Origin of the sequence: Mycobacterium sp. 852013-51886_SCH5428379, from assembly GCF_001665575.1 — a bacterium.
In the GTDB taxonomy this organism is placed as follows: domain Bacteria; phylum Actinomycetota; class Actinomycetes; order Mycobacteriales; family Mycobacteriaceae; genus Mycobacterium.
Genome location: NZ_LZSU01000042.1, coordinates 132,820 through 146,983, shown reverse-complemented (window position 1 = coordinate 146,983; position 14,164 = coordinate 132,820). Strand labels below are relative to the sequence as shown.

The window sequence follows — 14,164 nt, the reverse complement described above, 5'->3', positions numbered from 1 at the left end:
TGCCCGACTAGGGGTAATTAGGGGGCAGATGTGACTCTGCAGGACTTCATATCGGTGCTCCGTGCACGGTGGATCACGGTGTGCGTGACAATCGTGGTCGCTGTGCTAGGGGGTGTCGCTCTCACGTTGTTGACGACCCCTCTTTATCAGGCGTCGACCCGGTTATTCGTCTCAACGGGCTCGGGGTCCTCATTGTCAGACGTCTATCAAGGCAATCGGTTCTCGCAAGAGCGCGTCATCTCCTACGCGGAACTGCTGATGGGCGAAACACTCGCCCAGCGCACCATCGATAAACTCGACCTCGACGAGGATTCGACCACGCTTCGTGAAAACGTGAAGGCGACCGTCAAGCCGGACACCGTGCTGATCAACGTAGAGGTGCTCGATGAATCCCCGATTCGCGCGAGGGATATCGCCAACGCGCTGTCCGACGAGTTCGTCACGATGGTGCGCGAGCTGGAAACACCTGAAGACGGCACGCCGCCAGAATCCCGAGTTGTTGTCGAGCAGCGTGCATCGATTCCCGACACGCCTGTCGTTCCGAAGACTGCCCGCAATATCGCAGTCGCCCTTGGATTAGGCGTCATCCTAGGAATGGGTCTCGCCATCTTGCGGGACCGCCTCGATAACACGGTCAAGGACAGGAAAACGCTCGAATCCATCACTGGCGCTGGGGTGATAGGAAACATTCCGCTCGACAAGGAACGCCGCAAGCACGCTGCAATATCCTTCGAAGTCGACAACTCACCAATCGCAGAGGCGTTTCGCAAGGTTCGCACGAACTTGCAGTTCGTCGCTGTCGATAATCCGCCCCGCGTCATCGTCGTCACCAGTTCGGTGCCGAGTGAGGGGAAATCGACGACGGCAATCAACATCGCGCTCGCGCTGGCCGAATCGGACAACAAGGTCGTCATTGTCGACGGCGATATGCGGCGCCCTACCCTCCACAAGCATCTTGGCGCGGTGGGACCTGTCGGCTTCAGCACGGTGCTCAGCGGAGGCGCGACCCTCTCGGAGGCGCTTCAGCAGACGCGCTTTCCGGGCCTCAAAGTGCTGACATCCGGGGCCATTCCGCCCAACCCAAGCGAGTTGTTGGGTTCGCAATCGGCGCGAAAGCTGCTCAACGAGTTGCGTGGCGAGTTTGATTATGTCGTTGTCGACTCAACGCCGTTACTCGCGGTGACAGACGCTGCAATCTTGGCGGCCGGCGCAGACGGAGTGCTCGTCATGGCGTGCTATGGCCGGACCAAGCGTGACCAGATATCCCATGCTGTTCAGAGCTTGGAAAGTGTGGCGGCACCAATACTCGGGGCTGTATTGACCATGACCCCCGCCCGGAGCAATGCCGCATACGGCTACGGTTACGGCTACTACGGGGACAGAAGCGAGCAGGGTCAGGATGCGCCTGCAACTCCTACGACACCGGCACCGGACGCGTCAGCCAACGGCTCCGGGCATTCCCCTAGTTCAGCAGCCACACATCGCCGTCCCGTCGAGTGAGCGCGGAACGAACATTGCGTGAGGTGAGGTGCATAGTGCTCCGCTGCGCATTGATGGACCTGATGATGCGCACGAGGCTGCGCCTCGCCCTCGCTCGGGAAGGAATGCGCACATCTAGCGTGATCGGATAGCTCGCGCGAGGGCGTGCATCGCCCAGGGTGGCCGCTGCCTTTCGGTCAGCTACCTGTCGGGATCGCTTACCGACGGCTAGCGAAACTCCCGCTACATTCCGGGCGGGTCTGAAAATGCAAACACTTGCGCACCGCCTTCAGTGATGCGCAAGGCGGTTTCCGGCGTTCTCAATAAGCCCCATTACGACCGAAGACGACCTTTGGTGTTTGGGCGATGATGCGCACATCCCAGAGCAATGACCAGGATCGAACGTAGACCGAATCGAGATGTTGAAGGTCCGCGTAGCTCAGGTCGCTCCGACCACATACCTGCCAGAGACCCGTGATGCCCGGTTTCACGTCGAGGCGGGCTAGTGCGGCGCCGTCGAGCCGATTCGCCTCTTCCGTCGGCAGCGGACGTGGCCCGACCAGGGACATCTCGCCACGGACCACGTTGATTAGCTGGGGCAGTTCGTCGAGGCTCGTCTTGCGAATGAAGGCGCCCACGCGCGTCACTCGAGGGTCATTCTCCATCTTGAACAATGGACCGTCGGATTGGTTGAGCTCCGAAACCGTGTTGCGTCGTTGCCAAGCGTCGGCGGTCATCGATCGAAACTTGAAGATCTGGAACGGTTGACCCGCCCGGCCGCTCCGCTCTTGCCGAAAAAGCACGGGGCCTCGGGTGTCGAGTTTGATCGCCGCCGCGATAGCCAGCATCACGGGGCTTGCGACGATCAGCGCGCATGTTGCGAGGGTGACATCCATGAAGCGCTTCAGGATGCGGGCGGTCGGTCCGAGCGACGCGGTCGGCATGTGCATCAGCGTCAAGCCGTGAAGTTCTTCGGCCTCACTGCGCCAGTTGTGTAACTCGAAGAAGCGGGGAATTTCCGACACTGGCACCTGCCCCTGCACCTGCCGCAACGCCTCGAGTGTTATGGCGTCGGTCGTATTCGGAAAGGCGATCAGCACACGATCGATCTTCTCCGCTGCGCACACGGCCGAGAGGTCCTCAAGCCCACCAAGAAGCTTGTGAGGACCAGCTACCGCATTGTCATCAACGTGTCCGACGACCAGAATGTCCGGGCATCTGCGCAATCTGGACGTTAGGCGATCTGAGATGGGGCCTGTCCCGAGGATCAGGATTCGACTCACGGTCGGGTCGAGTTTGCGCACGACCAGACGACGCCCAAACGGCACGAGGACCACCGCAGGCAGCGTCATCGCGACGGCCGCCGTAAGGGTGATCCCACGGCCACCGGGCGAGACCATGGCATCGACGGCCAGCGCGAGTAGTGCCGCAGTAGGAAGACTGCGAGCGACGACTGACGGCCTCCACCATTCGCTTGGCCGCAACCGCGTGGCGGGGCGTCGGTACAACCCGTGCAGGTGCAACGCGACAGCCATCGAGACGGCACCGAGTACGACGTCTTCGACTGTCAACCCGCCGGCACGCGCTGGACTGATGAGGGTGATGATCACGGCACCGATTACAGCCGAGGCCGTGAGCGTCAGCAGATCGGCAATCTGCAGGAAGTATCGGTGCCGAAGGCCCAGCTTGTGCGCTTGCTTGGAGTCAGCGCCCGGACTTGCCGACCCATTGACCGACACATCGGTGGGAGACCCAGGCCGCTTCGGCGGTATCTCGATGGTCACCGGAAATTCCCAGGATTTCTCACGCAACTCACCAGCCGAATCCCACCAGGCGTAGCCCCGAGCCAATGAACGTCGACTCTGGGAGGCAGTTGCGCCCGTCGACGACAAGGTCCCCGCGCATGGCCCGGCGCAGACTCCCCGCGTCAACCGTCTGAAATTCCGGCCATTCCGTGGCCAAGACAACGGCGTCAGCCCGGTCGGCCGCCTCATACACGTCCGGGGCCAGACGGATGGCCCCATATTCCGCGGGCAACGCCTTGACCACAGGATCGTAAGCAGAGACGACGGCGCCGGCGGCAAGGAGCCGCCGAGCGATATCGAGCGCCGGCGAATCACGCAAATCGTCGGTGCCGGGCTTGAAGGTCAATCCGAACATGGCGATACGGCGACCTTTGAGAATGTGCAGCTCACGTTGAAGCTTCCGCACCGCACTGGCTCTCTGCATCCGGTTGATGTCCACGGTCGCCTGCAGCATGGACGGCGTATAGCCATACTCCTGGCTGGAGCTGATCAGTGCAGAGACGTCTTTGCCGAAGCATGATCCGCCCCATCCGACACCGGGCGCGAGGAACGCACGCCCGACGCGGTGGTCGGCACCGATAGCAGGGAGCACCTGGCGGACATCGGCGCCGAAGAGCTCACACATTTGAGCCATCTCATTGGCGAAGCTGATCTTGGTGGCGAGGAAGGCGTTCGCCGCGTATTTGATCATCTCCGCAGAGGCGAGCTCGGTCGTGATCAACGATGGCCGCACTTCGCGCCGCCCGCCGTGGAAGGACTGGTCGAGCACTGGCTGGTACAGCTCGGCGACGCGCTTGACCTCCGATGCGGCGCCACCGAGGACGATTCGATCCGGGTAGAGGAAGTCGTCGATCGCGCAGCCCTCGCGCAAGAACTCCGGATTCGATACGACGCGGAAGGACACCTGCCGGTCACCGTCCAGGGCATCTTCGAGGACCGTACGTGTCCAATTGCCCGAGCCCACCGGCACGGTGGATTTGTTGACGATCACCGCGCCCGTACGCAGATGTGGCGCAAGCGAATTCAGCGCGCCTTCGAGTTGGCTCAGGTCCGGAGAGCCATCAGCGCCTGGAGGCGTCCCCACGCAGAGGAAGACGAAGTCGGCATCGGTGAGCGCCTCTGCCGGCTGATCGGTGAAGCGAAGTCGGCCGCTCGCCAGCGTGGACTTCAGAATGTCGGGCAGCCCGGGTTCGACGAACGGCGTCTGACCATTGTTCAGTTGACCTGCACGTGTTGAGTCGCTGTCGAGACCGCACACGTCGTGGCCGAGGAACGCAAGGCATGTCGCGGTCACCGCACCGACGTAGCCTGTGCCGACGACCGCCACCTTATGACGAGGTTGCTTCGCGTGGAGGCGGACCGGTGCCGACAAGTTCGTCGTAGAGGTGCCCGCATCGCGGTCACGGAACCAGTTGATCGTTTCCCGCAGCCCGTCGCGGGCGTCAACCTGCGGTTCCCAGCCCAGTTCTGCGCGCGCGAGCGAAATATCCGGCTGGCGCCGCGACGGGTCGTCTCGAGGCCGGTCGACGAAGTCCAGGGGCGACTCGGAGCCGGACAGCTCGCGTATAAGTTCCGCCAGCTCCAACATGGTCATCTCATGCGGGTTACCAATGTTGACCGGGCCGGCGAGGTCGGAGAACAGCAGCTTTAGCGCGCCCTCGACGAGGTCGTCGACGTGGCACACGGATCGGGTCTGGCTGCCGTCGCCGTGGACGGTCAGCGGAGAACCCGTCAGTGCCTGCTGAATGAAGTTGGGAATCGCGCGCCCGTCGTTCGGGCGCATGCGTGGACCATATGTGTTGAAGATCCGCATGATGGCGGTATTGACGCCATGCTTCGCCCGGTACGAAACGGTGAGCGCCTCGGCGAAACGCTTCGCCTCGTCGTAACAAGCCCGCGGACCGACGGGATTGACGTTGCCCCAGTAGGTTTCGGGCTGGGGGTGGACGAGCGGGTCCCCGTAAGTCTCCGAGGTGGAGGCGAGCAGATATCGAGCGCCCTTCTCCTTTGCCAGGCCAAGCGTGTGCAGAGTTCCTAGTGACCCAACCTTCAAAGTTTGAATCGGGAGCTGGGCATAATCAATGGGTGATGCTGGCGACGCAAAATGCAAAACGTAATCGACGGGACCAGGTATCGAAACAAAGTCACTGACGTCGGTTTTAATCAGGCGGAACCCGTCATTGGATTGCAGATGCGCGACATTGTCGGCCGAGCCGGTAATGAAATTATCGAGGCATACCACCTCGATATCGAGCTCCAAGAGCCGCTCTGCGAGATGCGAGCCTACGAAGCCCGCCCCGCCCGTCAGAACCGCTCGCTGCCGCATACTTCCCCCTTATCGCGCATGGCGCGAATCCCCCCATCGTCACCTGGGCGGCGATGTCCTCGGCATTTCCTTCGCCGGCTCCGCATCGATACCAGCGCGTACGAAAATGCCAGCCTGACAGGAAGCCACGCAGACGCACCACCAGCATGTAGCTGTGCCCCGTCGCGGCGGGTTTTCCCGCAGCCTGACGCTATCACCGACGGTCGATAGGCAGCAACCGCTACCAGGCCGACGGCCAGCCCCTTTAGGGCCCGAGTCAATGCTCCGGCCTCACACGCGACCAGTCGCGGCACGGTCGAGCGAACCTTGCATCTGTTGAAGTAGGTAATTGCCAGCTAGGCGTGCCGTCGCGATCGGCACGCACATTCGACGAGTGGTGGATGTACAGCAACGCCAGCGTCAGATAAGGGCACGCAGAGCGATCTCATAGGCCTTGCAGACCTCATCCCAAGAATAATGCTGTTCCGCCCGTAGTCGATTAGCGTATGCAGCCTCGTCCAACCGGCGCGAATCGCTCATCAGGCCCAAGACGGTCTCAGTGATTAGTCCTGAATCCGCGTCGACGAAGAGCCCCGCCTCGCCGAGGACTTCGCGAGTGTAGATCGTGTCGCGAGCGAGAATCGGCGACCCGGCGGCCATGGCTTGAACTAGCGATGGATTCGTGCCCCCAACACTATGGCCATGGAAATAGATGCCCGCATGCTGCCACAGGGCATGCAGTAGGGCGTCGTTACTCAGATGGCCCAGCCACGAGACCGCCGCGTAGTCTCGGGCGAGCGCACGCGCCCGATCGTCCCATTCACCCCCGTAGCCGGAGCTGCCGACAAGGACGACCGGGTAGCGGGCGGCGATACCGGGTACCGCGGCGAAGAACTCAGCGATGGTGTTTTCCGGCACGAATCTAGCCACCATCAGCACATATCCCCGGTGTTCTAGCCCTTCTGGCACTGGAAGCGTCGGTAGGACGTCACCTCCGTATGGAATGAAGTGACCATCAACCCCGAACGTGTCATGCCAGTAACCCTCGACAGCGCGTGCATCGAACACCAGGCTGTCCGCCCAACGTGCGGTGAGTGCGGCCCCCGTCCGAAACACTCGTTTCGCCAGCGTCCCCCACTTAGCGCGTTCCCACTCCAACCCGTCGACGTTTACGAGCGTCGGTATTCCGCGGGACTTGAGAATTCTTAGGTAATACCCATTCGCCACATTCATCACGAGCGCTGCGTCCGGTCGGTGCGCCGCGGCGTCGAAGCACGCAGTGAGGCCATACGACAAAGTACTGGCGCTCTTCGTCTCCAGACCTCGGGTCTCTCTCGTCATGATCCGCGCGTCTCGAAGGGGGTCAGCCGGTCTAGTGGCGCCCGGACGCCCATACACTGTCACATCCCACCCCGCATCGACGAGGTAAGGCGCGATCCTGCGAACCGCAGTCTCGAACCCCGAGTAGTAGCTCGGATACCCACGCGTCCCGATCACAGCAACTGACGGCACAACAATCCCCAATCTCATTGCAACCAGGACCCGCTTAGCCGGCCCGCCCCCCGGAGTGGATTAGGCGTTCGGCGATCGTAACTAGACCAGGGCCCACCCGCGAACCATTGAGCGACGCGCGATCCGCTGCCTCCGGCGCTTAGCCTCCATCGCCAGCCAGTCGCGCGTGCGCCACGAACGTAAAGGCGCAAGGATGCCTCTGTGCACTCTTTGGGAAAGCATCGAAGCTCTTAAGAGAGCTGCTGGCTCGCCGGCCGGACGAACTGAGGCGATCAAGCTAGGGCACGTGAACCGAAGCGACTGCCCACGCCTCCTGAGGCGTGTCGCCGAAACGGCGAGGCAGTTATACGCTTTCGGCAGCGCTCCCAAGGTGCGGCGCATGTGTGGTCGAAGGCGCGGATCTGGGGAGGACAGTTGACCATAGCGAAAGTTCCGCCGCGAGTACTCATCTGGCGGGAACGATTGCTGCCAATTTCCGAGACTTTCATCAGCAATCACGTGCGCGCGCTGAAGCGGTGGGACCCAATTCTAGCCGGGTCACGATATGTAGCGCCTTCGCTACCTATAGGCGAGGAGGGGATAGCGCTCTACGGGATGCACGGCCCCTCATCGGCAATGAAAGCGTTCAATTGGCGCGTTACCGGCCGAAGCAGGAAACTTGAATCCCATATGCAAGAATGGCGTCCACAATTGATTCATGCCCATTTTGGCCCCGACGCAACCTACATTCTGCCGACCGCCCAGCGCCATTCCCTCCCGCTGATCGCCACATTCCACGGGGCGGATGCAACCTCAATGAAACAGGGCGCGATGCCTTCCATTTATCGTTCGCGCTTGCGGCTACTCTTTTCTCGGGCAGCTGCACTCCATGCCGTATCGGACTTTATCGCAGACCAGCTGGTGACACTAGGCGCACCCCCCGAGAAAGTTACCCGGATGTACATCGGCATTCCATGCGCCGGCGAACCGCCCGCCGTTCAATCTAATAACAGCGTGTTATTCGTCGGCAGGCTCGTGGAGAAGAAGGGCTTAGGTGATTTGCTAGATGCGATGTCCCGTTTGCCGGATCCGCTTAAACGAACTCCGCTCCACATCATCGGCGACGGGCCGCTTAAGGATGCGTGGCGGAGAGACGCCGAGAACCGAGGGCTCAAAGCGACGTTTCACGGCGCACAGCCTTCGGATTTTGTGGCTCGCCTAATGCGTGAATGCACAGTATTCTGCGTCCCGAGCAGGACCGCCTCCAACGGCGATAGCGAAGGGTTGGGAATGGTATTCCTGGAGGCGGGCCTACATTCTCTCCCCGTAGTCAGTTATAGACATGGCGGCATACCGGAAGCTGTGTCGCACGGCGAGACGGGCCTTCTTGCCCCTGAGGGGGACATCGCCACCTTGTCCCAACATATATCGCTTATGCTAGAACAACCCGATAGAGCGACACAGTTCGGGATCGCGGCAAGGACCCGGGTAATGCGCTGCTTCGACATTGAGAGGCAGATATCGCGTTTAGAAGACTTCTACGATCAAATCGTAGAATCGAGCCGCCACGCCGGATGACTCTTATATCGAAAATTGCCCGCTACCGGGCATATTTGAGCTTCGGCGCGTCGAACCTTGCGGTCCCACTAGCTACAGTCGTAACCGCTCCCCTCTTGGCGCAAGCCTTGGGTGTTGATGGGCGTGGTGAACTTGCCGCCGCTTCGGCCCCCCTACTACTTGCCATATCGGCGGCGACCGTAGGAATTCCAGAAGCAATTACATACCTAAGCGCAAGCGGCACCTTTCCAGAGCGCTTGTTGCGGCGTACCGGCATGATCATGCTCATCATCGCTGGCTGCCTAGGAGTAACCGCAATCTACGCCTTCTCCACAGGCAGCTTCGTCGAACCAGCCGCACGAGATGCGATGATGATAATCGCTCCGGCCCTTTGCCCCACGCTCGCAGTTGGAGCTTTCCGAGCCGCGGCAGCCGCTCGCGAAGACTGGCTCGCCATATCGTCCGAACGGATCGCGAACGGACTCATGCAGCTATGCGGGATCGTGGCCCTTTTCGCTGTTGACCGGTTGTCAATCTTATCTGCAGCAATCGTGATAGCGTACGCGCCCGCTCTCTCGGGGGTCACGTATCTCTTCAGGCGCCGACGACTTCCAGATGCTGACGTCGCGGTCCGGGCCACCACGGTGTTCCGCGGAATTGTGCGGTACGGGCCCAGGGTATGGGCGGGGTCAGTCTTTGGAATACTCCTTACCCGCTTGGACCAAGTGTTGATGGTGCCGTTGTCAGATTCCCGGGAACTCGGCCTGTATATTGTCGCTGTCACAGTCGGCGAGGTGCCACTGGTGATTAGTCGCGCAGTGCGAGATATCATGCTAACGAAGGATTCACGAACGCCGTCATTTGAGCTTCTTGCGCGCGCTTCTCGGCTGACATTCTACATGTGCGGCGCCCTAGTCATCGTAGTCCTGATGACGATGCCTTGGACCATCCCTTTTCTGTTCGGAGAGGAATTCAGGGGCGTTTATCCTTCGCTAACGGTCATCCTTATAGGGATACTTCTGGGAGTGCCAGGTTCAGTGGCCGGGAGCGGGTTGATGGCGCGGAACCGTCCAGGCGTGCGGAGCTGGCTGTTGGCCGCTGCTGCTGTGGTGAATATCGTACTCGTTGTAGTGCTGGTTCCAGTGTATGGCGCGTTAGGCGCCGCTCTTGCTTCTATGGTGGCATATGCACTCGGCGGTTTAGCTAATGTCATCGCACTGCGAATCCTATTTGGAGCGTCCGTTTGCGCTTTCTTCTTTCCACGGTTGAATCGGACGCGCTTGTAACAGTCGTTCGTAGACAATTACGTTGCAGGTGAAGCACTCTGCAGTGATTGATTCGGGCGCAGCGCGGATGCCGCAGCGGCCATTGGGTGGCACGAAATCGATCGCTGCGTCCGTGCCCACGCCCTGACACGGCAGGTTCTCAGCAAGACACCTGTCAGTTGTTGTCGACGCTGGGAATCCGGTCGCACTTGCCGAGGCTGTGTTAACGGATCTGGCATAGGCGCCCGTGTAGCTCATTGGGTCCGGGCCCAAAGCGAGGATGGTCCTCGAATTTCCGCCCCCTAGGGCCTCACCAACAGCACATTGCCCGTCGTAGGAATCCGGCACACGTGCCAAGTGCCCTCATGCCTCAGACGTCCTGGAGGACGTACGAGCACCTCACTCGGTCCGCCGACTCGTCCAGACAGCCCGGTTTCTTATCTTCACCGCTATCAATCCAAGATCTGCCTTAAACGGGCAAGGCGGAACGTGGGAGTACCAGCGCGTCCCAAGGTTTACGCTGCCGGCCGTAGACACCACCGCAGTCGAGTAACGAGAGCCGGGTCTGAAGGTCCGCGGATATACAAAGTGGGCGTAGCGCTGCGACCGATCGCGGACAACGGCATCGGAATGCCTGCCCCGAGGCATGTCAGCGCGGTCGACTCTGCCAACACTAGGCACATCAACAGGTGGATCGAGCAAGGACGACACCCATGGCGGTAACATGTCCACCCGCGTACGTTTGAGCACCGAGGCGGCTTGGCACCGCGGCACATACCGGGGGGGATCTTGCAAGCGCAAGGGTGGACGCCGTCAAAGTTCCGAATCGACGAGAATGCGATCCGGCCATCTCGCGACCAACGAGAGCTTGCCGTTGAATCCCGGATCATAGCGGGCCTCGTAGGGCGCTTCTATACCGAAGTGATCCCCAAATGGGTTTCAGGTGACCTCGCCGACCTCGGCTGCGGGAAGGCCCCTTTGCTCGGTGCCTATGGGCCTCGGTGCCGCTCGGTAACGCTAGCCGACTGGTCAAATTCCGCCCACGACAACCCCTATCTCGATCTTCTAGTTGACCTGAACGAACCGCTTTCATCGCTACAGACAAGCTCGTTCGATGTCGTCCTTTTGTCAGACGTGCTGGAACACATTCGCGAGCCTGGATTGCTCATGGCAGAAATATCACGGATATTGAAACCGGGCGGTCGACTATTGTTAAATGTTCCTTTCATATACTGGATCCACGAAGCGCCGCACGACTACTATCGATACACTTCTTTCGCCCTAGAGCGGTTCGTGAATAATTCGGGTCTCGAAGTCGTCGAGCTGGTTCCACTCGGAGGCTGGGTCGAAGTGATGGGCGACCTGTGGAGCAAATTCTTTGCCTTTGCCGGACTGAAATGGATGGCTGCAGCGATACATCACGCCGTAGCGGCGTTCGGCAACACATTCGTAGGCCGTCGCTTAACAAATCGCAGTGGCAAGGTGCTCCCACTGGGCTACGGATTAGTTGCGCGGAAGCCCATGGTCAACATTCCTGGCGCTCAGGTGACGTAACCGTGCAGCGCATAAATTCAGCAATCGGAGCTCATTCTATTCACCTAACGTTAGCCGAGCGGGCATACCGCCAGGCGCGTGCGGCCACGCGCAAAAGGGGTTGACGCATGCTAGGAGCATCGGTCGCCGCCCTTACTCTGGCCTTCAACCTGGCCATGCCCCATCGCATACGGTTGATCGGCGTAGCGTTACTGTTTATCCCTCAGATCTATGTGCCCGGTATGCCTGTCACTCTATTTGCCTTGTGGACGATTTATACCTGCATATTTGGGCTCATAACACGTGAACGAGTTCGTGCGAATAGTCCGCTCATCCCCATCATGGGCGCATTCCTCGCTGCGACTGCATCGTCCTTACTTTGGGCAACCGCCGAGGGAATGAGCGAAGGCATGTCAACGGTTGTCAGAGGTGCCCTCTTCCTACTATGGCTCCGCGAGATAATTGTAGTAGCGAAGGATGACCCACGGATGCTGGACACAATAGTGATGTGGAGTGCACCGGGACTTGCAGTTCAGGCCGTCCTGTCAATCATTTTCCGATTCAGCGCCGCTTTGGAAGAGCAATTCCTTCAGTCCCCTCTGGCCAGATACACCATTGGCCCCGGAGTCGAGCGCTTGTACACCGACATGTGGAACAACGTGCTCGACGTCGGTAAATCGGGCGGATTCTTTATCAACGGTAACATGGCATCGATGCTCGGAGGCGTGGGTGCATTAGTATTGCTTATTACTGCGCGCCGGACCGGGCGCCGTTCGCTGTACCTGTGCGCATCTCTCTCAATGGCCGGTTCACTGTGCACCGGTTCAAAGACCGCTATCATAGTCACAGCCCTGTGCGCGGTGGCAATTGCCTTTCTCCCGCATGCACTTAAAGGCTGGACACTAATATTAAGCATTCCAGTCGCGCTCGTGATCCCGCTGACTCTGTCGGCAATACTTGACGTGGTAAGCGGCATTTTCCCTGGACTCTATAATGCATCCGACTCGAGCATAGGCGCCCGACAAATTCTGTGGAATTCCGCCGGTCGACTGTTCGCCGAATCCCCTTTCATGGGTCTTGGATTTGGCGGCTGGGAAGAGCAGGTCAACCGACGCTATCCTCCGCATAACTTTATAATTGCCGCCTGGGCATACTCTGGGGTCGTCGCCGCAATTGTAGTAGTGGCATTCGTCGTTGCCTCGCTTGTCGTCGCCCTGCGCGTCGCTGCGGCACAGAGCACGGTGTACCACCGTCGCACGGCCATCTTGGCGCTGTGTGCCATCGCATGGGTCTTCCTCCACGGTATGGCGGACAACACATCCGTATACGGCGAGCAACGCTCAATGTTTCTCTTCGCGCTCGCCTTTGGCTATTTGTACGCAATGAAGCATCAGTCGCAGGAACAGGCGGAAAACCCCGTCCGCACCACGAACGGTGCCCCCTTGCCGGCCAGAATCTCCGACCGAACTTCGCTTACGGGGCTCAGGGCTCATCGGTAGCCCGGGAAGCGAGAGCTTGGCAACGCTACGTCGCCCCGCGGCGGAGATCCCAACCGTCAGACCGCGATAGTGTAGGCCGATCAAAATCGGGCCGCGAGATTGGCCTCGGTTTGAAGGCTGAATCTGGCCGAATTTCGCCAAAGGGAGGCGGCCGGTTATCGCTTGGCGGAGATTACGCGCTCGAAGAAGTCCATGATACTCCCTGCTGCCACATCACCGGACCATTCGCGGGATGCGGCACGTCCGTTGGCGGCAAGTTGGCTTCTCAATCGAGGGTGCAACATCAGATCGGTAACCGCCCGCGCCAATGCTTCGGCATTGCCGGGTTCAAAGAGCAGTCCGGTCCTGCGATCCTCGATAACCTCGGCTGGCCCTCCGTGTGCACTGGCAATCACTGTGCAACCCGCCGCCATCCCTTCGATGACGACCTTCCCAAAAGGTTCGGGTTTCTTCGATGGCACTACGACAGCATCCGCCCATGCATAGTGGTCGGCGACCGTCATGCTCTCACCGACGAAGTCGACACTCACATGAGATCCGAGTGTTTCCGCCTTAAGTCTCAGATTTGCGGTTAGCTCGCCCGCACCTCCGAATTCCGCCCCCACGATACGGACTCGTAAGCGACCATCATGTCCTGAAATTAGGTGTAGCGCGTCCAGCAGAAGGTCCTGCCCTTTCCAAGGCATGAGCCTGCCGACACAAAGTAGTCTGAACTCGTCTCGAGAGGTGTCGTTCAACCTATCTAAGGCTAGAAATTCGCGCAGGTCCGCTCCCGAGTGCACTACCGCGGTTGGCATCCGCGCAAGGAACGATGTGTCGAACTGGCGATTCACACTTTCCGACACGCAGATAATGCCCGCTGCGCGGGCAAGTACCTTTTGGAAGATTCGGCGCTCTAATGACGACGAGTAGTACTCCCGCACAATCACCACCCAAGGTGTAGAGGCATCCTCAGAAAAGAGGGGTGTAAGAATAGAACTGGTATTAGACACAACCAATTTCGTGGGCGCGGGTCGTTGCGACCGCACACGCATCACACCTCCGCGGACCACATCCCGAGCGGTGCTAACGGGTCTGCTGCGTCGCAGCACCACCTCGCGGCCCTCTTGGACTGAAGCTCCAGCATCAACAAGTTCCGCGGTCAAGGGACCCGGTCCCGGAAGGCAAACATCAATTGCGGCCCCCCTGCGCACACCCTCCCTTACGAGCGAAAGTAATGATCTATCAGAC

At 60.0% G+C, this 14,164-nt stretch carries 9 protein-coding genes; 5 read left to right on the top strand and 4 right to left on the bottom strand.

Annotated features, from left to right (window positions below; all coding sequences use genetic code 11):
• The first annotated feature begins 30 nt into the window (after nucleotides 1-30).
• Entirely contained in the window at nucleotides 31-1,500 is a 1,470-nt protein-coding gene (locus tag A5757_RS18045) for a polysaccharide biosynthesis tyrosine autokinase (RefSeq protein WP_066836579.1), read from the top strand.
• A gap of 299 nt (nucleotides 1,501-1,799) precedes the next feature.
• Here the strand turns inward: A5757_RS18045 and A5757_RS18040 are convergent, their stop codons facing one another.
• The 3 genes from A5757_RS18040 to A5757_RS18030 all read right to left on the bottom strand — a co-directional run bounded on the left by A5757_RS18040 (nucleotide 1,800) and on the right by A5757_RS18030 (nucleotide 7,086).
• The gene (locus A5757_RS18040; protein WP_082929545.1) at nucleotides 1,800-3,263 is read right to left on the bottom strand and encodes a sugar transferase; all 1,464 of its coding nucleotides are present in this window, start codon (nucleotides 3,261-3,263) and stop codon (nucleotides 1,800-1,802) included.
• Nucleotides 3,264-3,291: 28 nt separating this feature from the next.
• Nucleotides 3,292-5,610 carry a UDP-glucuronate decarboxylase gene (locus A5757_RS18035; protein WP_066836577.1) on the bottom strand — a complete coding sequence of 773 codons (2,319 nt, stop codon included), beginning with the start codon at nucleotides 5,608-5,610 and terminating at the stop codon, nucleotides 3,292-3,294.
• A gap of 399 nt (nucleotides 5,611-6,009) precedes the next feature.
• A complete protein-coding gene (locus A5757_RS18030; RefSeq protein ID WP_231984041.1) occupies nucleotides 6,010-7,086 on the bottom strand; it encodes a DUF1972 domain-containing protein in 1,077 nt (358 codons plus the stop codon).
• Nucleotides 7,087-7,482: 396 nt separating this feature from the next.
• Here A5757_RS18030 and A5757_RS18025 point away from each other — a divergent pair, with 396 nt between their 5' ends.
• The 4 genes from A5757_RS18025 (at nucleotide 7,483) to A5757_RS24065 (ending at nucleotide 12,934) form a co-directional block, all read left to right on the top strand.
• Entirely contained in the window at nucleotides 7,483-8,658 is a 1,176-nt protein-coding gene (locus A5757_RS18025) for a glycosyltransferase (RefSeq protein ID WP_156618518.1), read from the top strand.
• A complete protein-coding gene (locus A5757_RS24070; RefSeq protein WP_082929543.1) occupies nucleotides 8,655-9,923 on the top strand; it encodes a polysaccharide biosynthesis C-terminal domain-containing protein in 1,269 nt (422 codons plus the stop codon). Before A5757_RS18025 ends, A5757_RS24070 begins: the two co-directional genes overlap by 4 nt.
• 900 nt (nucleotides 9,924-10,823) lie before the next feature.
• A complete protein-coding gene (locus A5757_RS22940; RefSeq protein ID WP_197497377.1) occupies nucleotides 10,824-11,456 on the top strand; it encodes a class I SAM-dependent methyltransferase in 633 nt (210 codons plus the stop codon).
• 779 nt (nucleotides 11,457-12,235) lie between these two features.
• Nucleotides 12,236-12,934, top strand: coding sequence for an O-antigen ligase family protein (locus tag A5757_RS24065; RefSeq protein WP_369815975.1), 699 nt, complete (start codon nucleotides 12,236-12,238; stop codon nucleotides 12,932-12,934).
• A gap of 155 nt (nucleotides 12,935-13,089) precedes the next feature.
• Here the strand turns inward: A5757_RS24065 and A5757_RS23800 are convergent, their stop codons facing one another.
• A complete protein-coding gene (locus tag A5757_RS23800; RefSeq protein ID WP_369815969.1) occupies nucleotides 13,090-13,968 on the bottom strand; it encodes a glycosyltransferase family 4 protein in 879 nt (292 codons plus the stop codon).
• Between the last annotated feature and the right edge of the window lie 196 nt (nucleotides 13,969-14,164).

What these genes read in the sequence shown, in the direction of transcription:
- A5757_RS18035 (WP_066836577.1), bottom strand. Translation starts at nt 5,610, where the DNA reads ATGCGGCAGCGAGCGGTTCTGACGGGCGGGGCGGGCTTCGTAGGCTCG.
- A5757_RS24070 (WP_082929543.1), top strand. Translation starts at nt 8,655, where the DNA reads ATGACTCTTATATCGAAAATTGCCCGCTACCGGGCATATTTGAGCTTC.
- A5757_RS24065 (WP_369815975.1), top strand. Translation starts at nt 12,236, where the DNA reads ATGGCCGGTTCACTGTGCACCGGTTCAAAGACCGCTATCATAGTCACA.
- A5757_RS23800 (WP_369815969.1), bottom strand. Translation starts at nt 13,968, where the DNA reads ATGCGTGTGCGGTCGCAACGACCCGCGCCCACGAAATTGGTTGTGTCT.